This is a genomic window from Mucilaginibacter sp. P4_G9, assembly GCF_056400985.1.
Genome location: NZ_JBFUKF010000038.1, coordinates 1 through 24,048 on the forward strand (window position 1 = coordinate 1; position 24,048 = coordinate 24,048).

The following is a 24,048-nucleotide window of genomic DNA, read 5'->3' on the forward strand; positions in this document are numbered from 1 at the left end:
GGTGGTATATACGGCGGTAATGAAGGCACCAAGCAAGRCAATAAACCATAGCAAGGGGCTTCCCCCTTCGCTGGCCCATGCATACCATAGTATCTGATCTTTACTGTAAAATCCGGCGCTTATTAATGGCAATGCTGCCAATGAGGCGGAACCTGCCAGGAAGGTCCAGAAAATAACCGGAAGCTTATTTTTAAGTCCGCCCATTTTAAACATATTGTGCTCGTGGTGCAAAGCTTCTATTACGGCGCCCGCGGCCAGGAATAAAAGGGCTTTAAAAAAAGCATGGATCATGAAATGGAAAATGGCAGCTGTCCATGCCCCTACACCTAATGCCAGGAACATATACCCTATCTGGCTGATAGTAGAATAAGCCAGTACCCGCTTTATATCATATTGCGTGAGCGCGCTGAAACCAGCGATAAATAAGGTTGCGGCTCCAATCACGGCAACTACCATTTGCGCAATTGGCGACAATTGAAAAATAACATGCATCCTGGCGATAAGATAAACACCTGCTGTCACCATAGTAGCGGCATGGATCAGCGCGCTTACAGGCGATGGCCCTGCCATTGCGTCGGGCAGCCAGGTTTGCAATGGCAACTGTGCCGATTTTCCTACACCGCCGGCAAGTAACAACAGAGCTGTGAGGGTAGCTATTGAAGCTCCCTGCTGCCATAAAACCGGGGCTTTAGCCAACACATCGGGAATAGCCAATGTACCAAACTGGTAAAAAATCACAAAAAGCCCAATGGCCATGGCCGTATCGCCAATCCGGGTGATGATAAAAGCTTTGCGGGCCGCATATCCGTTCACCTCATTTTCATACCAAAAACCAATCAGTAAGTAACTGCATAAGCCCACGCCTTCCCAACCCAAATACAGCAGTAATAAATTATCGGCCAGCACTAACAGGAGCATGGAGAACACAAACAAGTTCATACAGGCAAAAAAGCGTGAATAATCTTTGTCGCCAGCCATAAAACCTGCTGAATAGATATGTATCAGGGCACCGATAAACGTTATCACAAAAACAAAAACGAGTGATAGCGCATCCAAAAAAAGCGTAATCTTAGGATTAAAACCCGCTACCTGCATCCACGTCCATAAGGTTTGAGAATAGTTACCGGTTGCAGGGGGATGGGATAAAAAACTGATGCCGATTATTAGCACTATGATAGCCGAAATGCTTACGCTCCCTGCACCAATTATTGCAACCCAAACACGGGATACATGTTTACCTGCCAATGCCAGTATCAAAAAACCGGCAAGGGGTAAAACAGGTACAAGCCATAGCAGGTTATTCATATTATTTTTATTTAAAAGTGTTTTTCCACGCCCAAACCATTTCCATTTTTTAAATTATCCTTTCATTTCTTTCAATTTGTCAATATCCAGCGATTTATGCTGATGATAGATCTGCAGGATGAGCGCCAGCCCAATCGAGACCTCCGCTGCTGCCATAGCCAGTATAAAAATGAACATCACCTGCCCATCCGGCTGTGCCCAGCGTGAGCCTGCCGCTACAAAGGCTAAACCAGCGGCATTCAGCATTACTTCTACCGATAGCAGCATAAAAATGATATTCTTTCGGATGATGACCCCGGCAATACCCAACACGAAAAGTAAACCGGCCAGCAACATCACCATTTCTGTAGATATAGATGATTTCATGATGGATCCTCCTCTTTTAAAAACCGGTGCAGAATCATTTTTTTATGCTGCCCAATATGTGCCGCCCCCACCACGCCTGCCATTAATAACATGGCCGCCAGCTCCACACCAATGAGGTATGGCCTGAATAATGAAACAGCAACAACTTTTGGATCAACAGTTTGCAGATTGTATGGAGCAGCATGGGCTGTTGTGATCAGGTAAAATAATTCAACAAAAAGAATGGCAGATAAAATTGCCGGACCAATCCAAACCCGGGGTTTAAGCCATTCTTTTTCCTGTTTCGCTGTATCCTTGCCCAGGTTTAAAAGCATGATCACAAAAATAAACAGCACCATAATTGCCCCGGCATAAATGATGATTTCAAGCAATGCAGCAAACGGCGCACCCAACAAAAAAAGATTACCGACATAGATAACAACGAAATGATAAGGTACAGCAGCGCATGTACCGGGTTATGCCTGGTGATGACCATGATTGTAGAAACCACAGTAACAAAAGCGGTTATGTAAAAAACGATATCCATTTTTAAGGTAATAAACTGTGTATATCAACGGGTGGGTCCTCATTGTCACCTTCTCCTTTTCCTTTTATACCGGCAGCCAGTCCTGCTACTTTATAATAATTATAACCCGGGTATTTCCCTTCGCTATCTATCAATAAATCCTCTTTCTCATAAACCAGGTTCTGCCGGTTGTATTCGGCCATCTCAAAATCAGGAATCAGCTGTATGGCGTATGTGGGGYAAGCCTCTTCACAATAGCCGCAAAAAATACATCTTGAAAAATTGATGCGAAAAAATTCCGGATATCTTCTGCCATTCTCATCTTCAGTTGCCTGTAGTGAAATGCAATCCACCGGGCAGGCGGCAGCGCATAAATAACAGCCCACACAACGCTCACCCATATCCGGATCGCGGGTTAATACAATTCGTCCCCGCCAGCGCGGGTGCAGTACCACCTTTTCTTCAGGATACTGTATGGTTTCTCTTTTTCTGAACATGTGCAGAAAGGTGAGCCCTATAGTTCTTAATATACTGATCATCGTTTCTATTTTTTACATTATCACTGATAAAAGGGTGAGTTTTAATCGCTCGCGTTCCGCCCTTAGTTAATCGCGATATACATTATGGTATAAATCATTTATTCACCATCAATACAATCCCTCCTGTTATTAATAAGTTTAATAAAGCAATGGGTAATAATATCTTCCAACCGTATTCCATCAGCTGATCGTACCTCGGTCTCGGAAGCGAAGCCCTTAGTAAGATGAAAAACAGGATAAAAACAAAAGTTTTAAGTGTAAACCAAATCAATGGAGGCAAAAATGACGGCCCTAACCATCCGCCAAAAAACAGTGTTACCACCATGGCCGAAATGAGGGTAATACCCAGGTATTCGCCAATAAAGAACATCCCGAATTTCATTCCCGAATATTCTGAGTGAAAGCCGGCAACAAGCTCGCTTTCTGCCTCGGGGATATCAAATGGAAGCCGGTGAGTTTCGGCAATCCCTGCAATCATGAAAATAACAAATGCCACTGGTTGAGTAACAATATACCAGCATCCTTTTTGGGCAAGTACAATATCTGTAAGCCTGAACGAGCCTGAAAGCATTACCACGCCCATGAGTGAGAGCCCCATAAACACTTCATAACTGATCATTTGCGAGGCTCCGCGTAATGCCCCGAGCAGCGAATACTTGTTATTGGAGGCCCAGCCACCCAACACTATGCTGTAAACGCCCAGGGATGACATGGCCAAAAAGAAAAGCAAGCCAATATTCAGGTCGGCAATGAGCATGCCCGGCGCAAAAGGAATGATCACAAAACTAAAGAGTACGGTAGCACCAATAATAGTTGGCGCAATTACAAAAATTGTTTTATCTGCAAACGGAGGGATCCAGTCTTCTTTAAAAAACAGTTTAATGGTATCGGCAACCACGATGAGCAAACCAAAGGGACCAGCGCGATTTGGGCCATACCGATCCTGCCAAAGGGCCAGCATTCGCCTTTCCAGCCAAATCAGCCAGGCAGCAATTGTGGTTAACGTGAATAACACAATTACAATCATCAGGGTATATTGAATTATTGTACTCATATCACAGCTTTCGTTAAAATTGCTTTAGTCTGCCATGCAATTCCGCTCAGCCCGGGAATATTGAAAGGCAAGCCTGCCAGGCCATCAGGTAGTTCTTCTATTATTTTTGCGGGCAACTCATAATGCTCGTCTTTGATCTGTACCTGTATGATATCACTTTCGCTGATACTTAAATTTGCTGCATCGTGTTTGTTTATGGCGATATAAGGCCGGGGAGAACGTTCTGCAATACCCGCAGTATAAATACTGAGTTCTTCGGAGCCAAAGATGTGCGACAGGGGTACCAGCAGCCATTCGCCGGGCGAAGGTTTAAAAGCCGGGGGGATATTATTCAGAAATGAATTTTCGGCAACAGGATTTTCATGGAACAACCTTTGGCCCGGAGTTCCACCGTTCAAGGGCCCTCCAACCTCTGCCTGGTATTTGTTAATGGATTGTACCGAATTCCAGCCTGGTGCCCAGTAAAATGGAATTAAAGGAGCTGGTGGCATTCCTTTATAGCCCTCCATGGTAAATGATAAAGCTGAATCGGGATCTTCGGGCGGTTTGGGTTCACTTACGTTTATGTTGGCCAGCATAGCGGTGCGACCACTGTAACGATGCGGTTCGCGAGGGATTTTCTGCCCGGAAATGCGGAAGTCGGCGGGCGGAGCTACCGTTTCTGCCCCTTTAAATTGAGGCATTAAGCCAGCCATTGGGGCCATCAAATCACCTGGTTCGGTTAAATCTTTTAGCCCCACCCCGTTTTTAAATTGCCTGAACTCGTCCAGCCACCTCCAGCTTTCGCGGAAATTTTCATTTTTGGGCATAAATACCTGGAAGAAGCATTGCGCCCTTCCTTCGTTATTAACCATGGTTCCATCGGCTTCGGCAAAGGTGCCAACGGGTATCAATACATTGGCCCGGTTAGTTGTGTCATTATGCAAATGATCAAGCACAATAACTTGTTTGCAATGGTCAAAAAGATTATCAATATCCTTTTTCGCGCCTCTTCGGTACAAATCATTTTCTACAACAATTACGGTATCAGCCCCGCCTTTTTCCAAAACTTCGGCGGCCTGTGTTAATGATGGTGCCTGCATCATAGCCAGGCCCATTGAGTTACATTCGGGAACCACAAAGCACAAGCTGGCTTTTTCATCTTTAGTGCCCAGGGCAAATGCTATGTTAGCAGCGGCTTTAATAATAGCTTCACTACCCAGGCCTGTTCCGCAAACTATCAATGGCTTTTTGGCTTTTTTCAGGGTATCTGCAATGTGCCGGGCGAGGTTTAATGTATCATCATCCATATCCCCAGGCGCGGGAGCCGTAATATCCAGGCAATTTGCAATGGCATAACCCAAACGGGCAATATCATCAGGCGAGATATGCAGGCTATCGGATGCGATCTCGTCCAGCCTGGTTTGAGTGGGATATGCTATAAAAAGCGCACCTTTGTCTTGCTGGGCAAACTCACGTAATGCGGCATCGTGCCAGGAAGGTATGTTTATTTGCTGCGCATTTTCAAAAGGTTTTTTACTTACGGCCTGCCGCAACGCCAGTGCCAATAGCGGTGCAGCATTAGTCAAATCTTCTCCTAATATCAAAGTAGCATCGGCAGCTTCAGTTTCTTTTAAAGTGGGCGTATGAATATGCCCCGAGTTTATTACACGGAGGATTGTGCTCATCAGCTGAGCTTCGGCTTCAGAAATACCCTGGTAAAAGTTTTCTTTTCCTACCAGTTGCATCAGGGCGAAATTTGTTTCCAATGATGCCCGTGGGGAGCCAATGCCTATTACCTTGTTGTTTGATAAAACTTCTTTTAAATGGCTGTATAAAGTTTGCTTATCTACAGCATCGGGAATTTTGCCGCGTAATAAAGGTTGCTGAACGCGGTTAATGCTGTTTACAAATTCGTACCCAAACCGCCCCCGGTCACAAATAAAATAACCGTTTACCTCGCCATTAAAGCGGTTTGTTATTTGCCGCAGTTCACCATATCGCTCCCCGGCAATAATATTACAGCCCAGGCTGCAATGCTGGCAAATAGAGGGGGCCATGGTCATATCCCATTTCCGGGTATAATGTTCTTTAAGGGTCTTGTCGGTAAAAACGCCGGTAGGGCAAACTTCTGCCAGGTTGCCGCTAAACTCGTTTTCGAGGATGCCATCCTGCGCCCTTCCAAAATAAACATGATCGTGAGCTGCAAATACATCCAGGTCTTTTCCGCCTGCGTAATCTTTATAAAACCTAACGCAACGGTAACATTGTATGCAGCGGTTCATTTCATGGTTGACAAAGGGACCCAGGTACTGATTTGTATAAGTACGCTTTTTGTATTGAAACCTACGGTAGGTGTGCCCTGTCATCACGGTCATATCCTGTAAATGGCATGAACCTCCTTCGTCACAAACAGCACAATCATGCGGATGATTGGTCATGAGCCATTCTATAACCTGTGATCGAAAAGCTTTGGCCGCGGGGTCGTTAACAGACAAATACATATTGTCTTTCACCGCTTCCATACATGACATTACTAAGCGGCCATTGGTGTCCTGCTCGTCCTTAAAAAGCTTAACGGCGCACTGGCGGCAGGCTCCTACCGACCCCATAGCAGGATGCCAGCAAAAATAAGGCAGGTTAAAACCAAGCGTAAGACAGATTTCAAGCAAATTTTTGCCCGGTTTTACATCATAAACTTTACCATCTATATAAATTGCTGCCATTGTGTTTTACCTCCACGGACATCTTTTTTCGTTTATATGCTTTTCAAAATCTTCGCTAAAATATTTCAGGGCGCTTTGCAGCGGCTCCATTGCTCCAGGCGCCAGGGCGCAAAATGTGTTACCCGGCCCTAAGTATTTGGTATGCATCTTTAATAATTCCAAGTCTTCCGGCCTGCCTTCTCCATTTTCAATGGAAAGCAAAATCTTTTCAGTCCAGGGCAATCCTTCCCTGCAAGGGGTACACCAACCGCAGGACTCCTGCGCAAAAAAGTGCTCCAGGTTATGCACAAAACCAACCGGACAGGTATGGTCGTCCAGAATAATCATTGTGCCTGTCCCCAGGCGACTGCCGACTGCGGCTACCGATTTGTAATCCATTTTAATATCAAAATGCTCTGTCACCAGGAAATCGGTTGAAGCCCCGCCCGGAAGCGCACCCCTGAACTTGAAGCCATTTTGCATTCCACCGGCATGGTCTTCAATAAGTTGTCGCATGGTAGTCCCCATTGGCAATTCCCATAAACCCGGCTTATTTACTTTGCCGCTAACGCCATATAATTTGGTTCCGCCATCTGCTCCGGGACTCAGGCTTTTAAACCAATCGGCCCCATTATTAACGATGTGCGGAATATTGCAAAGGGTTTCTACATTATTAACAATGGTGGGCTTGCCAAATAAACCGCTTACCTGCGGAAAAGGAGGCTTGGTACGGGGAGTGGCCCGCTTCCCTTCCAGGGCATTCAACAGGGCGGTTTCTTCTCCGCACATGTACCTGCCAACACCGGTATGCAAATGCATTTCGAGATTAAAACCTGTGCCCAAAATATTTTTTCCGAGGTATCCCGCTGCATAAGCTTCGTCGATAGCCTGCCTGATAAGCCGGGCAGCTTTTTTATATGCCCAACGCAAAAACACGTATGATATATTAGCTTGTATGGCATACGCCGATACAATCATCCCTTCAATTAGTTGATGCGGATTGCCTTCAAGCAGCAAGCGGTCTTTAAAGGTTCCGGGTTCCATCTCGTCGGCATTGGCAACCAGGTATTTGGTTTGCCCATTATCGTCCATCGGCACGAAACTCCATTTGATGCCTGTATTGAACCCAGCGCCCCCGCGGCCTTTAAGATCTGAATCCTGCACCATTTTTGTAATTTCCCGTGGGGGCATTGTAATAGCCCTGTGCACAGCCTGGTAACCGCCTACACGCACATAATCCTTAAGATTAAGCGATGGGCGATTGAGGTTAATATGCTGTGTAAGGGGCGTTTCCATGTTGTTATTTATACTCGTTTAATATGTCATCCAGTTTATCGGCGGTTAAATTATTATACAGATCGTTATTAATCATTAATGCCGGGGCATGATCGCAGGTGCCCAGGCAGGGATTTGGTAAAAGGGTAAACCTGGCGTCGGCAGTAGTTTCCCCAAATTTGATATGCAGCCGGTTTTTTAGGTGTTCATAAATTTTCTCATAGCCCATTACATAGCAACTGATACTATCGCATAGTAAAATAATATTCCGGCCTACTGGCTTACGGAAAATGAGGTTGTAAAATGTTGCTACACTCTCCAACTCTTCGGCAGACATATCCATGTGGCTTGCAATGGCATACAAACTTTCATCAGAAATCCATCCACGATGCTTTTGTACAATTTTCAACGCCTCTATACAGGCAGCCTTCCGAACGGGAACAAGCGCGATCTCGTGGTCTATCTTTATTATTTCTTCCGTTGATAGCATATCATCTGTTTATTTTATCCAACCGGGAATTTGTATCCTATTCTTTTTTACCCTTAAATCTATTTCCTGCATACTTTATCTGTCAATATCAGCCAGCACATAATCCATAGCTCCTAAAATGGATAGCAAGTCGGCTACCGTGTATCCCTTGCTGATATATGGCAGCATTTGCATATGCGGGAACGAGGGGGTTCGGATCCTGACCCTGTAGGGCGAAGTATTGCCATCGCTGGTGAGGTAATAACTGTTGGCCCCTTTTGTGGCTTCAATACAACTCATGGCTTCACCTGCGGGAATTACCGGCCCCCAGCTTACATTTAAAAAATGGGTAATAAGGGTTTCAATATCCTGCATAGTATTTTTTTTGAGAGGTGGAGTGGTTAAAGGATGATCGGCTTTGTAATCGCCTTCGGGCATATTTTTCAGGCATTGGTCAATAATGCGCAGGCTTTGCCACATCTCTTCAACACGCACCCTGGCCCTGTCATAACAATCGCCATTTTGCGCTGTAGGAATATCAAATTCAAAATTTTCATAACCAGAATAGGGCTGTTTTTTTCTGAAATCCCATTCAAATCCGCAAGCCCGTAAACCAGGACCGGTTACCCCCCACTCTATGGCTTCTTCTAATGTATAAATGCCAATTCCTACTGTCCGCCCCTTGAAAATACTGTTACGCATCACCATTTGGTGATATTCCTTTAGTTGTTTGGGGAAATAAGCAACAAAATCGCTCACCAGTTTATCCCAGCCTTTGGGTAAATCCTGGGCAACTCCCCCAATTCTGAACCAGTTAGGATGCATACGGGCTCCGCAAATAGCTTCAACAATATCAAATATCTTTTCCCTATYGGTAAACATGTAAAATACGGGCGAAAGCTGCCCTAAATCCTGTGCAAAAGTGCCGTACCATACCAGGTGACTTGCAATACGGAAAAATTCACACAACATAATGCGCATTACCTTTACCCTTTCGGGTACGGTAATGCCTGCCAGTTTTTCAACAGCCAGCAAATAAGCAAGGTTATTCATTACGCCACCCAGGTAGTCCACCCGGTCGGTATAAGGTATATAGGTATGCCATGACTGGCGCTCGCCCATTTTTTCTGCTCCGCGATGGTGAAAGCCAATATCCGGAACAGCATCAACAATATCTTCACCATCTAACTGGAGAATAATACGTAAAACCCCATGCGTACCGGGATGCTGAGGGCCAAGATTCAGGAACATGAAATCGGCATCTTCACTATGCCTTTTTAAACCCCAGTCTTCTGGCCGGAATTGCAGCGCATTTTGTTCACGGTCTTGTTTTTCGTCCCAAAGTTTAAATGGCCCCATTTCGGTGGCCCTTGCAGGATGTTCTTTTCTTAAAGGATGGCCTTCCCAGGTTAAAGGCATCAGGATACGGCTTAAATGGGGATGGCCTTCGAAACTTATGCCAAACATATCGTAAACTTCACGTTCATACCAGTTGGCATTTTTCCATAGTGAACTTATAGATGGTATGGACGGATAATTGCCCTGCAAGGCTACTTTGAGGCGGATAAAAACATTCCGTTTAAATGAAAGCAGGTGGTATACAATGGTAAAATCAGATGATGACCCATTCTTTTTAGCCCGGCTTCGCTCATCAACAGCACAGAGGTCATACAGTAATTCAAATGGATGTTGGATGGAATGCTTAAGGTAGCTAAGTACCTGTATGATGTTTTCTTTTGCAACCCATAAAGTAGTCACCTCATCAACTGTAAGTTGCTGAGTTAAAACCGACGCTCCAAACCTGGATGTCAATTCATCTGCCAAGCCTGAATGATTATCCATGCTTTTTAAACTTTATAGTGTTATATTAAATACTAATACATGTGTAAGTCTGGTTTAAATCTCATCGGGGGAACGGAAATTGATCATTTTTTTACGTTCTTCCCTTTTTTCTTCTTTCATTGATAATTGTTCGGGCTTTATCACTCCCTGGGGGCCAATAGCCCAGCTTAAGGGCCTTTGTTCTTTTCCTACGGAGGCAGCCAACAACATCAATCCCTGCATAAAAGCATCGGGGCGGGGCGGGCATCCGGGTACGTATACATCTACAGGTAAAAACTTATCTACTCCCTGTACAACGCTGTAAATATCATACATACCGCCTGAATTGGCGCATGAACCCATGGAGATGACCCACTTAGGCTCCATCATTTGCTCATGCAAACGTTTAATGATAGGGGCCATTTTCACAAAAACAGTCCCCGCTATAACCATTACATCAGCTTCACGTGGAGTTCCCCTTATTACTTCTGCTCCAAAGCGTGCAACATCATATTTGCTGGTTAAACTGGTAGCCATTTCTACAAAACAGCACGAAAGGCCAAAATGAAAGGGCCACATAGAGTTTTTTCGACCCCATGCAAGCAAATCCTGAACTGTGGTAAGCATAACACTTTGCCCAACAGACTCTTCAAAAGAACCCGTTCCTTTTAGGGCATTTACCGGTTCAACCGGGTTACTGAGCCACCATTTCATATTATAGGTTTCTTTAGGTTTAGTTTTTGATAGGCTTTCAGGATTTTCTTTCCGTCGGGACCAAAATCCAATGCTCCAATGCTCCACTCATAAATTAGTACAGCAAACAGCAACCCAATAAAAATGCAAATGCTTAAGTAGCCCGGCCATCCTAATTCTTTAAACGCCAGGGCCCATAAAACAATAAAAACAACTTCGATATCAAAAATGACAAATATCATAGCAACCAGGTAAAACTGGGCCGAAAACCGCAGCCTGGCCGACCCGGTTTCCAAGATGCCCGATTCATAAGGCTGGCCGGTGGCCCTACCTGTATGACGCTGTCCCAAAAAATAAGAAAGTGAAATAATAAGGATCATTAAGACTAAAACAAAAGCACCGTAAACTATAAATGGCCAAAACGGTACACTGGATGGGTTTGATGCATTCATAATTAATATTATAAAACAACCTCAATAAACTGCTCTTGTCCTTGAATGGGAATTTCCCTGAATTTTAGCGCGGAGAATTATAAACAATTACACTTCGCCTCTAATATAATGCTCCATGTTTTCGATAATGAATTTTTGCTCTTCGATGATGTATTTCACTACGTCGCCAATAGAAACAATACCCATTAATTTACCATTATCTATTACCGGCAAATGCCTTATAAATTTATCGGTCATTAACCTCATGCAATCTTCTATAGTATTAGAAGAGGATACTATAGGCGGATTTTCTGTCATGATTTCCCGTACCRGGATTTCTTTGGAAGCTCTCCCTTTCAGGATTACCTTACGGGCGTAATCTCTTTCGGTGAATATGCCCACGAATTCCCCTTCTTCCACTACTAAAATAGCGCCAATGTTTTTTTCATACATTAACTCCAGCGCTTCAAAAACAGTAATGTCCGGGCTTACAAAAATTGGAGATTTGCTTTTAGTACACAGAATATTTCTAACACATCCCATAATGAACTCCTTTCTGGTTACAGGTTTGGTAATAACTTGGTAATAATAAAGTTACTTAATTATTTAATAAAAAAGGGAATTAAATTAAATAAAAAATACGAAGTTGCCATTTATTTTTTATTTAAATAGATCCTGTTTAAACGCAAAACGGGTGTATAATGAAGCAAACCGTTACAACAGATCAAACAATTGATCCGCCGAACAAAGGCAATCAAAAACAATGACTCATTTTGTCACTGGTCGCCGTTTTCCCCCACCAGCCCCCAGGTTAGAACACGAGATCATCAACAAATGGTGCGGTGAACACATCGATTATAAGCTAACTATTTTCCCTTTTCGGTGTTATACTTTAGGATATCAAAATTTGTAAATTAGTAGTGCGTTTATTTTAGCTATCAGCGCTATCATCAGTCGTTAAAAATTATAATCCGGCAGCTATGAAAAATTTATTGCACATAGCACTCTTCGCGTTTCTTAGCCTGTTATTTTTTATACTCTCATCCTGTAATAGGAAAAACAATGCTCCGTCAACTAACGCCATAAAAGAGATCAATCTTAAGCGGGGAGAAATTATTTTATGCGGCGCTCCAGGCAGGAAATTGGGCAGTGTAGATTTTGAAACCTCCTGTACAGGGCGGGTAAAACAAGACTTTAACCGGGCCATTGCCCTGCTCCACTCATTTGAGTATGACGAAGCCGAAAAGGCGTTTGCAAAGGTTATTGACGAGGAGCCCAACTGCGCCATGGCCTATTGGGGTGTGGCAATGTGCAATAATCACCCGCTTTGGTCGCCACCAGCCGAAGCTGAACTAAGAAAGGGGGCAAAGGCAATTGCCATTGCACAGTCCATCAAACAAAAATCAAAAAGAGAATCCGGGTATATTGAAGCCATGGCATCGTTTTATAAAGATTGGGATAAAGCAGATCATCATACGCGGAGCGTCCGTTTTGAAAAAAACATGGAAAAAATATATCGTAACAATCCCAACGATAAGGAAGCGGCAATATTTTATGCTTTGGCACTTGATGCGGCGGCAAACCCCGCCGACAAATCTTTCAGCAATCAAAAAAAGGCCGGCGCTATTTTAACATCCTTATACCCCGGGGAGCCCGATCATCCGGGAATAGTGCATTATATTATCCATACTTACGATTATCCCGAACTTGCCCGGTTAGCGCTTCCTGCAGCACGAAAATATGCTGCTATCGCCCCATCTTCGGCGCATGCCCAGCACATGCCTTCGCACATTTTCACAAGGCTCGGTATGTGGGCCGAATGCATAAAATCAAATCTTGTTTCAGTTTCCAATGCTAAATGCTATGCAGCAAGTGCCGGCATCCAGGGCACCTGGGATGAAGAACTTCATGGTATGGACTATCTTGTTTATGCTTACTTACAAAAAGGAGAAAATAAACATGCAAAAGAACAATGCGACTATCTTAAAACTATTAGTGTGGTATACCCGGTAAACTTTAAAGATGCCTATGCTTTTGCAGCTATTCCGGCCCGCTATGTACTCGAAAACAAACTGTGGGAAGATGCAGCCGCCTTAAAAGTACATCCTGTTAACTTTCCATGGCAAAAATTTCTGTGGCAGAGGGCTATTACCAATTTTACCCGGCTTCTTGGTTTTGTGCATACTGGCAAAGCAGACTCAGCTAATAGGGAGTTAAAGAAACTGCATGTTATCTACGACACCTTAAATAAGCAAAATGATGCATATAAAGCTAACCAGGTGAAAATTCAGATCAATACCGCCGAAGCATGGATGCTGTTTAAAGAAGGAAAAAATGCTGAAGCGTTAAAGACTATGATTATGGCTGCCGACATGGAAGATAATACTCAAAAACATCCGGTTACCCCGGGTGAAGTAATTCCGGCCAGGGAATTACTTGGAGATATGCTGCTGCAAATGTACAAACCCGCGAAAGCTTTAGTAGCCTACGAAGCGGATTTGAAACGACACGCCAACCGTTTTAACGGTCTCTATGGTGCAGCTTTAGCTGCAGAAAAGTTACACGATTTTAAAAAAGCAAATTCTTATTATAAGAAGCTGGTAGCTATTGCTGATGCACCCGGTTCAGACAGACCCGAACTTGAAGCCGCAAGGTCATTTTTAAAAGCACAAAATTCTAACTGATGCGCCAGCTATTAAGGACTTTTTAGAAAACGAGATCATCAACAAATACCGCGGTGAAATAAGCCGCTATAAGCTAAAAAATACTTTATAGCAGTTGTTGTTCCCAGGAACCATGTGTCACGGGATATTGAACAACGTTTTCCACAAAGTGCACGATATGAGTTTAAGATTGACCAACAGGATTGAATGGTCTACAAAGCTTTTTGACCAGTTCTTCGCTGCCGGTGAAGGACGTAGCGCTTAAACCCAATCCGCAGAACATCATATAACAACGCGTAAAGAAGTATACCAGCCGGTATCAGGAACGCGTGAAAGCTAAGTGAACGAAAACCCCATGCGCCGGCCAGTGCGCCGCACATAAAGAAGAAAATAATTGCCAGTCGCAGTTTGATGCGTGATCTGAGCAACGGCCGGTCTTCCCTTCTTTTCTGTAACACCTGGCCCAGCTCGATCCCGAGGTCGGTAAAAGTACCTGTCAGGTGTGTTGTCCTGACCACAGAACCCGATACCAGTGAAACGAGCGAATTTTGAAGACCCATGGCAAATAACAGGCTACCGGCAAATATTTCCTTTGCGATCAGGCTACCGTTATAATGATGACCCAGCAAAGCGACCGACATTATAATAAACAATTCGATAAGGATTGGAATAACATATGAATATTGCTGATTACGGCCGATCCGGGATATGATCAGGCTGGAAATAACTGCCCCGGTTAAAAAAAGCAGCATCCATAAAGCCACCACACGTGCGGTGGCCCAATCCTGAAAAGCGATCCGTTCAGCGAACAAGGCAGCATGACCGGTAACATTGGTCGTCAGGACGGCAAATCCGAGAAATCCCGCAGCATTAACAAATCCTGCTGTGATCCCCAGCAGCGATGCCAGTTTAACATTATGCCAATAAGTGCGTTTCGCTCCCTGGTGCCTTAACATGTGATGGTTGGTGATTAATTACAAAGATACGGGGAATTGCCGCCCGGAAAAGCAGAAACTTCTCGGGCCGTGAAAAATGTAGACGCTGGCCGGTGTTTTCACCATAGCCAAGCCACGGCCTTGTTTTGCACCTAATACTTGATTACAACCGTAACAGTTTTACGTGATAGCGATAGCTATTAAATCCTTTTTAGAAAACGAGATTATCAACAAATGTTACTTTGGGATTTATGAACGGGATATTGCAGTTACAAACTACGGGCATAGTCTATGTAAATAGAACCGATGATATTCTGGACTTTGCTATCCAAATTTATTTGCAACGCGATATATTCATTAATAAATCACGTGATAATGTTTATCTTCATAACTGTTATGAAACGTTGCCTTATCACCATGATCATTTTTTGCAGYTTGCTTAACCAGGTTTGGGGGCAATCGCCATCAGCAGCTATTGACAGCCTTATTAAATACCGGATTATAACGGCCAAACAGCGGCCGGTGATGAAAAAAGAACTCAGCAAATATAAGGGGTACGCTTCTTCCCGCTTTGCTATTCTTTGGGGTTTGCAAAATATCATGCTGCAAAAAATATTTCATATAAATCCACATAAAGGCGGCAGCCTTTTTGTTTCTTATAGCAATGCGTCCGTCAATAAAAAAAGTCAGGACAGCATTAACACCTCTCTCCGCCTGTTATTGAATAAAATCAGGAAAGCAGGTTTGCTTACCGATAGGGTTTATACGCGTACCCTAAAAGATATAGACAGCGGCAGTTATATGGCCGACGTGCAAATGACAGGTAGTTTGGCCGAAATGAGCTCGCGACTCGAATGGCTGACACCCGACAGACTGCTGCCGGTTGCCGAACAGCTACATAAAACCGGTATAGTTAGCGATTCATCATTTACGCGGTTGCTGGACGACATCAGGAACGGTATTATAGAATCGGCATTCCAATTAAGCTACTATTGCAAACTGGGCAAAACGCTTGACCTCAAAAACTATCCTGACGATCCGCACCTCTGGATGGAGCAACTTCACCGAGATATTTCCTCAATCATGCCGGGGCTTAATTTCACCAATTTTAGTTATACCACTACACATGATACAGATACGACTTCATTAACAAACGGGTTGCCGATTACTAAATTCAAGGTGAGCTTAACCTGCAACGGGCGTATTTACAAATATACCAGCGATGCATTCGATTATGGCACCCGGCAAGCTGAAGTGCAACCCAAAGATGCCTTTGTCAAACTTTTTTTTCGCATCTTCAATAAGGTTTTGACAGATCAGCAATCGCCATTCCGGTTGCATGATGTCATGTTCGGCTACGCCAGCTCCACAGACGACAATTCGCGGTATTTACCTCTTATTGCCCTAACGGAAGATCAGGCTAAAATATTTTTGAAAGACCCATGTATGACGTTTATGTTGGTAAGCATGGAAAGCTACGATAATACACTTACATCTGGCAAAATTGATAGCACGATAACTGAATGGAGAAAGATTGGTCTTTTTGCCCATCTTTCGGAAGCGGAAATAGAAAAAGCGGTTGATGATGCCAGAGCAGACGACTGGTATTCGATGAATAAATTACTATCCGATTTTCCGCATGTGGTTTATCCTCTGCATACGGCGTCGATGGATCCGCATACTCCTTACACCAGCATTTTAAATCACTTTGCCGAGATTACCCATGGCGTATTTAATCCAACAAGGATTTCCGAACAAAAAGTAACCGGCGGTTATAAATTACAATATGTATTTAAGGGTAAGACTCATTCTTATACGTTTCATACCGCATACGGCTGGATGGACACCAGGTTTACATCATTTATGAAACGCCTGGCGCGCGATAATAATTTACCAGGTAATTTTTATCAGGTTCAATATGAAGACTTCGTCATTTACCTGACGGATCAACAGCACATATATGCAGTAAAAAATGGATTGCTGAATTTTGATGCAACAACGCCCTAAAGCCATACCAGTTAAGTTACAAACCTACAACCACCTGCTAAACCAATCCACCGTCATTTTAAAATGCTCCGGTGTCGAGGTATGGAAAAGCTTTGGTGTTACATCACGGCTAATTTTGTCTGTCGCGTTTTGAAATGTATAGGCTTGCATGGCAGATGCATAGGCAATGTTTGCGCCGGGTAAAGGACAATTCGGGTCATTTTCGGTACCAACAACCAACAGCGCCCGCGGCGCCATCAGCCTAAGCATAGATGGGCAGTCAAATTCGCCGGTAATACCGGGCAGTAATTTATCCCATACTGCTTTTACGTTGCGTTTATTTAAAACAATGTCGCCAAGCTCTTTGGCAGCTTGTAAATGCGCCGACTGAATGGTGCCTACCCTGGCCTGCCATTTATCATTATCTAACGACCATTTGAAACTCTGTACCGAAATATCCAGCACAATCACCTTTATCCGCTTATCTGCCGATGCCGCAAGCCATGTTTCGATACCACCCATAGATATACCGCCCATGCCAATACGCTTTGCGTCTACATCCGGCCTGCTCACCAGGTAATCTGTTACCCGCCACAGGTCAAAGGCGGTATCAAACAAAAACGGATGGGTTTGGTGGGCTTTGTCCTTATTTTCCCACGCCGCGGTGGCCGCCGCCACGTACTCCGATGAGCCATGTGCGCCGCCGGCAATGCGTTCGCCGTGAAACCGGGCGTCAATTGCCACGCCCATGATCCCCCGTTTAGCAAGTTGGTATAATATTTTTTTGTTATCCTCTTTGCGGCCGCCCGTGCCATGTAAAAAAATAACCGCCGGGTATGGCCTGGTTCCCGTAACAGGTTTGTAAATAAGCATAGGCACCCGTTCGTTTTCTTCGCTGTAAATAAAACCATGCTCTACAATAACCGAATCTGTTTTTGTTACCTCAAAAGAGGGATTTAGCGGAACACGCGGCCTTTCCAGCAGCTTTTTAAAATCGGCAGCCACCTTGCCTGCAGGCGGATAATTTATTTGCTGCGCAAATGAAACCAGTGAGCACAGCGATAACACCATCGCGGTGCAAAGAACCTTGATTTTAAACAACATATGGAAACAGATTTATGGGTACAAGGTATAAAACATAGCGCTTATTAATTGTAACAATCTAAATAGGTGGGCATTGCGGATTTTTAGACTGTGGTGAGTATTTTCACCACGGCACTTCCTGTTCAGTTTTCCGTATTCCTTAAATCCACTCAAATATATTCGATTTCATGCGCAATCAAGTGGTTGTCTTGATTAAGGAAATAATAAGATGCCTAAGGCTACTTGTGTTATATTTTTTTGAACTTMTGTCTATTTTTGGTAGATTGAAGAAAGTTAAATAGCTTAAATTGCGTTTAACAGCTTTATCAGGCCGATACAAACCCACAATAAGCTATACAAATGAAAAATCCCGAGAAAAATACGGAATCATTTATTCAAACAGCTATCCGCACTATTCTTACCACAACTATAATTGCCATCATTTTAAACTGGTTACATGTATTTCCATCCGATGGCAAAAGTAAACTTGCCCTGTTTGAAATGATCTGGTTGGTTGTCTTTCTCATCGTTTTTGGCGGGCATTGGCTGGAATTATTATTCATCAACGGCATAAAATTCTCTTTACCCAAAAACATACCATCGCTGTATTTTATGAGAATTGTTTATTGGTTTTTATGTGCAGTCCCATTATTTTTCATATCAAATTTGATTGCTAATTTATTTTCGCACAACACGGTGCGGATGGGTCATTGGTGGATGTTTGGCTTTTTTTATATCGGCATTCAACTGTTGATGCATGCTATTATGCAGTTACGTTTAAAAAAGAGTTTTTATAATGGCGTTTACTGAAGGTTTTTATCCTCATAAGCTGCCGCCCAACTAAAACAATCAACCCGGCTTAGGATGCCATGTTCAGGCTAAAGCTAATAACATAGCTACGCAGAGGATTGAGCCATATAGACAAGTAAATTGAGCCGTAAAAGACATTGGCCATTTAATATAAAGCTGATCTTTGTGTTGTTAATACATAAATATCAGCTATGAAAAACATAACAAAAATAAACCTCGGCAAAAATGGCCCACTCGTTTCTAAACTCGGCTTAGGCTGCATGCGCATGTCGTCGGTTTGGGGAGGCCCGGTTAATGACGAAAATGAAAGCATTGCAACTATTCAGTCGGCATTAGATAGTGGTATTAATTTCCTGAACACCGGCGATTTTTACGGCAGCGGCCATAACGAGCTGCTGGTAGGCAAAGCCATCAAAGGCCGAAGAAATGACGCGTTCATCAGTGTTAAATTTGGCGCTATCTTTTACAACCGCCAATGGATCGGGTTGGATCTGCGCCCCATTGCCATCAAAAACTTCATCAACTATTCGCTGGTGCGTTTGGGTATAGACACTATCGACCTTTATCAGCCCTGCAGGCTTGATAACAGCGTTCCGGTAGAAGATGTGATAGGCACTGTAGCCGACATGATTAAAGAAGGAAAGGTGCGGTACCTCGGTGTTTCTGAAATAACTGCCGATCAACTGCGCAAGGCCAATAGCGTGCACCCCGTAACCGCATTGGAAATAGGCTATTCGTTGGCCGATCGCCAGATAGAAACAGACCTGCTGCCTGCCGCGAATGAACTGGGCATTGGTGTAGTAGCCTTTGCCAATACTGCCGAAGGCTTGCTTACCGGCGAAATGAAAGCGCCCCTTGCAGCCGATGCCTACCACAGCCACTTCTCGCGTTTCCAGGGAGACAACCTGGTGAAAAATCTGGAGAAAGTTGAGGTATTGAAGGCAATGGCAAAGGAAAAAGGGGCCACTCCTACCCAATTGGCCATAGCCTGGGTGAACGCACAGGGCAATCATATTATGCCATTGGTAAGCATGAGCCGCAGGTCGCGCCTGCCTGAGAACATAAAAGCTATGGAGATTGAATTTACTCCCGGCGAGATGAATACCCTTAACACGCAATTTTCGCCCGGCGCTATACTTGGCGGTACATACCTGCAACGATAACGGGTGGGGCTGTGCATAAGCCCCACCTATTTTATATCTTTACATAGTGACAAATCCAACCGAAATAATACCAGGCGTCATCTTTTATTCCTACCTCTCTACCAGGCAAAAGAATAGAGTGGGCTTTATGTCGCACAATAGCCTGGTATTACAGGTTTCCGGGAAGTTTACCTTGGAAACTTCCGGCCAGAAAATTTCGATGAAACGCGGCGAAATGTTGCTGATCGGCAAAAATCAGCTGGGGCAAATCACCAAGACCCCGCTGCCCGATGAGGATTATGAAACCATTGTGATTTCGCTGCAGGAAGACCTGCTCAGAAAGATAGCGCTTGACGAGCAAATAGATATACAGCATAAATACACCGGCCCGCCCAACATTCTTATCCCCGCAAACGATTTTCTGCAAGGCTATTTTCAATCGATAATACCCTATGTACGGAATTCAGCAGAAAAACTGACGGCTGACATGGGCATTTTGAAAGTAAATGAGGGCGTGAAATTACTGCTGCATATCATGCCAGAGCTCAGGAACTTTCTATTCGACTTTTCGGAGCCTCATAAAATCGATCTGGAAAAATTCATGCTCAGCAATTTTCATTTCAATCTCCCTGTTGAAAAATTTGCGCAACTCACCGGGAGAAGCCTTGCGGGGTTTAAGCGCGACTTCCAAAAAACATTCGGCATGGCGCCCCGGCACTGGCTGCAGGAAAAAAGACTGACGGAAGCCCGCCATCTCATTGAAACAAAAAATAAGCGGCCATCTGCTATCTACCTCGACCTGGGCTTTGAAAGCCTCTCCCACTTCTCCCATTCGTTTAAGAAAAAGTTCGGCAAGGCGCCTACCGCGTAGTTAGCATTTTAGGGCCGGATGTTAATTTTTAATATAATTGTAGCGTTTAGCAATGTACCTGCGTTATATGATATATAGTGGTTATTAATAAATACGCTTAATTGATAAACCAACAAACTAAACTTATCATGAAGTTAATTTACAACTGTACATGTATCATAGCTTGCCTTGCCATAATGAGTTGTCATAAAGATAAAAACACCGGAGATAATACCGTTAAGCAATTAACCGCAGCCGATGCAGGCAGCACAGCGTCGGTTACTATGGGCCAAACCATTTCTTTAACCTTGGGTAATCCCGGCGATGGCGGCTACCAGTTTAACACCCCTCAGTACAACGCTTCGGTATTAACATTACAGAGCCATACGCACCAAAATGGCACAAATAATATTGGCGATTTTGGTAGTGATACCTGGAATTTTACCGCAAAAGGAAGTGGCACAACAACGCTTGAAGTTACAGCCAGCCGCGGCAGTACCGGGACGATATCGTTGTTTTCTAACCAGATCAGCGTAAAATAAAAACCATATTCTAACACTTGCTATTGGATGGTAAGTGATATCCTAAATCTTATTGTGGTTCAGATTACAGTGGTTAAAGCGCACTTACTGTAATACCAATTTTAACACATTGGAAAGTACAGGATTATGGTCATCTGCTCTCCAGTTGATGTACAGATCAGTTTTAAAAGGAAGCTTGATGAATCGTAATCCCGGACTATCATGATACATGTAAGAATCTGGCAATATGGCTATCCCAAGCCCTTTCCGAACCAATGCAATGATCGTCGATCCGAATTCTGAATGCAGGTAAACGTCGGGGACGGTATCAAAACACCTGAACATCTGCTGAATGATATCACTATAACTGCTGCCCTCATCTTTTATCGGAAGTATAAATTTTTGTTGAGCAAGGGTCTCTTTAGAAACATCATCTATAGTATGGTAAAAGTGATTCTCCGGAACTACAATTGACAGGTGATCGCTATAAATTTTTTCCGATCTTATTTCCTGGGCATTATTAATGTCCCTTGTAATAGCCAAATCGATCTTATAATTGGTGAGAAATTCTTGCTGGTTTTCATATCGCAGCTGCACCAATTCAATTTGCAGTTTAGGAAATGCATTGGAAATACGGGCAATTATATCCGGCATCAGAGAGCCTGAGATTGAATCAGGATGTGCAATTCTTATCGTCCCGCTTTCCCCTAAATGCATCTGGCGGGCAAATTGATGAATAAATTCAAGCTCATTCAGTTCCACTTCCCACTTTTCCATCAAAAATTTGCCTGCCGGGGTCAGTTTGACATTACGCTTATTACGCTCGAATAATTGAACTCCTAACTCATGTTCTAATGATTGAATATGACGACTGAGGGCGGATTGCGTAATGTTCATCTTTCCGGCTGTATTCCAAAAATGAAGTTCCTGTGCTAACGCTAAAAAATATTTGATCTGTTGCAAGTCCATTAATGCAATATATGCATTAATGAATGACAAAATAGCATTTTATTGCATTTAACAACATCGTAAATTTGTGCTATGGAGAACTTAAAGATTGATCACGTAAACCTGAACGACGTAGCACAACTTCAAAAAATAAGCAGGCAAACCTTTACTGAGGCTTTTTCGGCAGTTAATACCGAGGAAAATATGGCAAAATATATTGAAGATGGTTTTTCTATAGATAAACTGGCCACCGAGCTGAGCAATAAATTATCGCAGTTTTATTTTGCAGTGTTGGATGGTGAGGTTATTGGTTATTTAAAGCTAAACTTTGGGCAGGCGCAAACTGATATTAAAGATAACGATGCGTTGGAGATTGAGCGAATATATGTATCGCAGGCATTTCACGGAAAGCAGGTTGGTCAACTGTTGTACAATAAGGCTATTCAGATTGCCCAACAGGAAGGTGCCGGTTATGTATGGCTTGGCGTATGGGAAAAAAATCCAAGGGCGATTAGCTTCTATAAGAAAAACGGCTTTACAGAGTTTGACCAGCATATTTTCATGTTAGGTATGGATAAACAAATTGATATCATGATGAAAAAGGTTTTAAAAAACGATTGAGAGATGGAAAAAAAGAATGTCTTTCTTATGTTATTGATATTAGGAACCGCCTTTTGGGGCATATCATTTTCAGTCACCAAATTGGCTATCGGCCACGCTTCCTCGTCTACCTTTTTATTCTATCGCTTTTTAGCAGCAACAACGGTTCTATCCGTCATACGCCCGGGGTATTTAAAGATGATAACCTGGCATTCCGTTAAAACAGGAATAAGTTTAGCTGTTCCCCTTAGCTTTGGGATTCACTTACAAACGTTGGGTATTAAGCATAGTTCTGCTTCACAATGCTCTTTCGTTGCAGGCATGTGCGTGATTATTATACCGCTGTTAAAAGTGATGTTTTACAAGACTGTTGCACCTGCAAAAATCTGGGTGGCTGCAGCCATTGCTTTAACGGGTTTATCAATTATCTCCATAAATGATAATTTTTCGGTTAGCATTGGCGATTTGTACACAATTGCCGGCGCATTTGGCTTTGCTATTTATCTGATTAAAGTAGAAAAGCATGCCAAATTACAGGATATCGCGTACGTCATCGTCCCTATGTTTGCAGCATGTTCAATAATCACCTTGTGTCTTGCCTTGACGGACAACAGCGTAAACTGGCTGCCCGAAGGCAATGACTTTTGGATGGGCGTAGTTTTTTGTGCACTGTTCTCCACAGCTTACATGTATACAGTTTCCAATCTCTCCCAACGTTACCTGAGTGCCGAAAGAGTTGCTATTATTTACCTTTTTGAACCGGTGTTTGGCGCACTCGCTGCATGTTTCATTTTGGGTGAGCATCTTACCTGGCGATTGTTTATGGGTGGGAGCCTGATTTTTGCCGCGACTCTTATCTCGGAACTGAAGTTTAGTCAAAAAGCAAAATATTTAAAGCAAATCCAAAATGAGAATTTGTGATTTAACCCATGATCGGTGTTTTCAGGCCGACCATAAGCTGAATAGTTCGCCGCCTGGGCAAGCTCTCAGTTCGAATATCAGTGTTTAATTCACTACCTGGTTTTGTATTTAGTGTTTTATAAGAATGTCAACTAAAACACCTAAAAGTGTCGCCGAAATAAAAAATGTAAGCATTCCTAATATATATGAAGCAAGTGCTTTAAGGTAATTTATCACTTTGTTTTGATTGAAAAATTGTCCGATTGCCCAGGCACAATATGATACACCTATCATACCCGAAACTTTCATCAGGTTTAGTTTTGTTAATCCTTCAAAAAGTGCAAAAACAGAAAATATCAGCATTCCTATTCCCATCACAAAGCATAGCAAAATTAATATTTCAAAAAAATTGTAATCATACTTTCTGTAAAAAACCTTGATCCAAAAGGCAATAAATACCCCCATTAT

At 43.3% G+C, this 24,048-nt stretch carries 23 protein-coding genes and 1 pseudogene; 8 read left to right on the top strand and 16 right to left on the bottom strand.

Going from position 1 to position 24,048, the window contains the following annotated elements; genetic code table 11:
• From nuoL to AC1DPZ_RS05920, 12 genes are all read right to left on the bottom strand, one after another.
• Window positions 1–1,305 (bottom strand): NADH-quinone oxidoreductase subunit L (gene nuoL, locus AC1DPZ_RS05865; RefSeq protein ID WP_477401892.1); only part of this gene is annotated, 1,305 nt, incomplete at its 3' end.
• A 54-nt stretch (window positions 1,306–1,359) separates the two neighbouring features.
• Window positions 1,360–1,671, bottom strand: a complete 312-nt coding sequence (gene nuoK, locus AC1DPZ_RS05870; RefSeq protein ID WP_477401893.1) for an NADH-quinone oxidoreductase subunit NuoK — start codon at window positions 1,669–1,671, stop codon at window positions 1,360–1,362.
• Entirely contained in the window at window positions 1,668–2,087 is a 420-nt protein-coding gene (gene nuoJ, locus AC1DPZ_RS05875) for an NADH-quinone oxidoreductase subunit J (protein WP_477401919.1), read from the bottom strand. The genes nuoK and nuoJ overlap by 4 nt, the downstream gene beginning before the upstream one ends.
• Before the next feature lie 112 nt (window positions 2,088–2,199).
• The gene (nuoI, locus tag AC1DPZ_RS05880; protein ID WP_477401894.1) at window positions 2,200–2,715 is read right to left on the bottom strand and encodes an NADH-quinone oxidoreductase subunit NuoI; all 516 of its coding nucleotides are present in this window, start codon (window positions 2,713–2,715) and stop codon (window positions 2,200–2,202) included.
• A 94-nt stretch (window positions 2,716–2,809) separates the two neighbouring features.
• Window positions 2,810–3,769 carry an NADH-quinone oxidoreductase subunit NuoH gene (nuoH, locus tag AC1DPZ_RS05885; RefSeq protein WP_477401895.1) on the bottom strand — a complete coding sequence of 320 codons (960 nt, stop codon included), beginning with the start codon at window positions 3,767–3,769 and terminating at the stop codon, window positions 2,810–2,812.
• Window positions 3,766–6,474 (bottom strand): NADH-quinone oxidoreductase subunit NuoG, encoded by a 2,709-nt coding sequence (nuoG, locus tag AC1DPZ_RS05890; protein ID WP_477401896.1) that lies wholly within the window; start codon window positions 6,472–6,474, stop codon window positions 3,766–3,768. The genes nuoH and nuoG overlap by 4 nt, the downstream gene beginning before the upstream one ends.
• A 6-nt stretch (window positions 6,475–6,480) precedes the next feature.
• Window positions 6,481–7,749, bottom strand: a complete 1,269-nt coding sequence (nuoF, locus tag AC1DPZ_RS05895) for an NADH-quinone oxidoreductase subunit NuoF (protein WP_477401897.1) — start codon at window positions 7,747–7,749, stop codon at window positions 6,481–6,483.
• 4 nt (window positions 7,750–7,753) lie between these two features.
• Complete coding sequence (gene nuoE / locus AC1DPZ_RS05900) at window positions 7,754–8,218, bottom strand: NADH-quinone oxidoreductase subunit NuoE (RefSeq protein ID WP_477401899.1); 465 nt, start codon at window positions 8,216–8,218, stop codon at window positions 7,754–7,756.
• A 75-nt stretch (window positions 8,219–8,293) separates the two neighbouring features.
• Window positions 8,294–10,039: an NADH-quinone oxidoreductase subunit C/D gene (gene nuoC / locus AC1DPZ_RS05905; protein WP_477401900.1), complete on the bottom strand. Its 1,746-nt coding sequence runs from the start codon at window positions 10,037–10,039 to the stop codon at window positions 8,294–8,296.
• A gap of 54 nt (window positions 10,040–10,093) precedes the next feature.
• Window positions 10,094–10,732 carry an NADH-quinone oxidoreductase subunit NuoB gene (nuoB, locus tag AC1DPZ_RS05910; RefSeq protein WP_477401902.1) on the bottom strand — a complete coding sequence of 213 codons (639 nt, stop codon included), beginning with the start codon at window positions 10,730–10,732 and terminating at the stop codon, window positions 10,094–10,096.
• Window positions 10,729–11,163, bottom strand: a complete 435-nt coding sequence (locus tag AC1DPZ_RS05915; RefSeq protein ID WP_477401903.1) for an NADH-quinone oxidoreductase subunit A — start codon at window positions 11,161–11,163, stop codon at window positions 10,729–10,731. Before AC1DPZ_RS05915 ends, nuoB begins: the two co-directional genes overlap by 4 nt.
• A gap of 87 nt (window positions 11,164–11,250) precedes the next feature.
• Window positions 11,251–11,685, bottom strand: coding sequence for a CBS domain-containing protein (locus AC1DPZ_RS05920; RefSeq protein ID WP_477401905.1), 435 nt, complete (start codon window positions 11,683–11,685; stop codon window positions 11,251–11,253).
• Between the two features lie 437 nt (window positions 11,686–12,122).
• Here AC1DPZ_RS05920 and AC1DPZ_RS05925 point away from each other — a divergent pair, with 437 nt between their 5' ends.
• Window positions 12,123–13,826, top strand: coding sequence for a tetratricopeptide repeat protein (locus AC1DPZ_RS05925; RefSeq protein WP_477401906.1), 1,704 nt, complete (start codon window positions 12,123–12,125; stop codon window positions 13,824–13,826).
• Window positions 13,827–14,017: 191 nt separating this feature from the next.
• On the opposite strand, the gene AC1DPZ_RS05930 is transcribed toward AC1DPZ_RS05925, so the two are convergent.
• On the bottom strand, window positions 14,018–14,761 hold the full coding sequence (locus tag AC1DPZ_RS05930) for a YoaK family protein (protein WP_477401907.1): 744 nt from the start codon (window positions 14,759–14,761) through the stop codon (window positions 14,018–14,020).
• 375 nt (window positions 14,762–15,136) lie between these two features.
• On the opposite strand from AC1DPZ_RS05930, the gene AC1DPZ_RS05935 reads away from it, so the two are divergent.
• Entirely contained in the window at window positions 15,137–16,747 is a 1,611-nt protein-coding gene (locus AC1DPZ_RS05935; protein WP_477401908.1) for a hypothetical protein, read from the top strand.
• A gap of 24 nt (window positions 16,748–16,771) precedes the next feature.
• Here the strand turns inward: AC1DPZ_RS05935 and AC1DPZ_RS05940 are convergent, their stop codons facing one another.
• Window positions 16,772–17,830 carry an acetylxylan esterase gene (locus tag AC1DPZ_RS05940; protein WP_477401909.1) on the bottom strand — a complete coding sequence of 353 codons (1,059 nt, stop codon included), beginning with the start codon at window positions 17,828–17,830 and terminating at the stop codon, window positions 16,772–16,774.
• A 339-nt stretch (window positions 17,831–18,169) separates the two neighbouring features.
• On the opposite strand from AC1DPZ_RS05940, the gene AC1DPZ_RS05945 reads away from it, so the two are divergent.
• The 4 genes from AC1DPZ_RS05945 to AC1DPZ_RS05960 all read left to right on the top strand — a co-directional run bounded on the left by AC1DPZ_RS05945 (window position 18,170) and on the right by AC1DPZ_RS05960 (window position 21,153).
• On the top strand, window positions 18,170–18,619 hold the full coding sequence (locus tag AC1DPZ_RS05945) for a hypothetical protein (RefSeq protein WP_477401910.1): 450 nt from the start codon (window positions 18,170–18,172) through the stop codon (window positions 18,617–18,619).
• Window positions 18,620–18,810: 191 nt separating this feature from the next.
• Entirely contained in the window at window positions 18,811–19,782 is a 972-nt protein-coding gene (locus tag AC1DPZ_RS05950; protein WP_477401911.1) for an aldo/keto reductase, read from the top strand.
• Between the two features lie 127 nt (window positions 19,783–19,909).
• Window positions 19,910–20,632, top strand: a complete 723-nt coding sequence (locus AC1DPZ_RS05955; protein ID WP_477401912.1) for a helix-turn-helix domain-containing protein — start codon at window positions 19,910–19,912, stop codon at window positions 20,630–20,632.
• 176 nt (window positions 20,633–20,808) lie between these two features.
• Complete coding sequence (locus AC1DPZ_RS05960; RefSeq protein WP_477401913.1) at window positions 20,809–21,153, top strand: protease inhibitor I42 family protein; 345 nt, start codon at window positions 20,809–20,811, stop codon at window positions 21,151–21,153.
• Window positions 21,154–21,237: 84 nt separating this feature from the next.
• On the opposite strand, the gene AC1DPZ_RS05965 is transcribed toward AC1DPZ_RS05960, so the two are convergent.
• The gene (locus tag AC1DPZ_RS05965) at window positions 21,238–22,101 is read right to left on the bottom strand and encodes a LysR family transcriptional regulator (RefSeq protein WP_477401915.1); all 864 of its coding nucleotides are present in this window, start codon (window positions 22,099–22,101) and stop codon (window positions 21,238–21,240) included.
• A gap of 72 nt (window positions 22,102–22,173) precedes the next feature.
• On the opposite strand from AC1DPZ_RS05965, the gene AC1DPZ_RS05970 reads away from it, so the two are divergent.
• Together AC1DPZ_RS05970 and AC1DPZ_RS05975 are read left to right on the top strand one after the other, a co-directional pair.
• A complete protein-coding gene (locus AC1DPZ_RS05970) occupies window positions 22,174–22,701 on the top strand; it encodes a GNAT family N-acetyltransferase (protein ID WP_477401916.1) in 528 nt (175 codons plus the stop codon).
• Between the two features lie 3 nt (window positions 22,702–22,704).
• A complete protein-coding gene (locus AC1DPZ_RS05975) occupies window positions 22,705–23,601 on the top strand; it encodes a DMT family transporter (protein WP_477401918.1) in 897 nt (298 codons plus the stop codon).
• 108 nt (window positions 23,602–23,709) lie between these two features.
• Here the strand turns inward: AC1DPZ_RS05975 and AC1DPZ_RS05980 are convergent.
• Window positions 23,710–24,048 (bottom strand): annotated as a pseudogene (locus tag AC1DPZ_RS05980) (DUF3667 domain-containing protein); the annotation flags it as partial.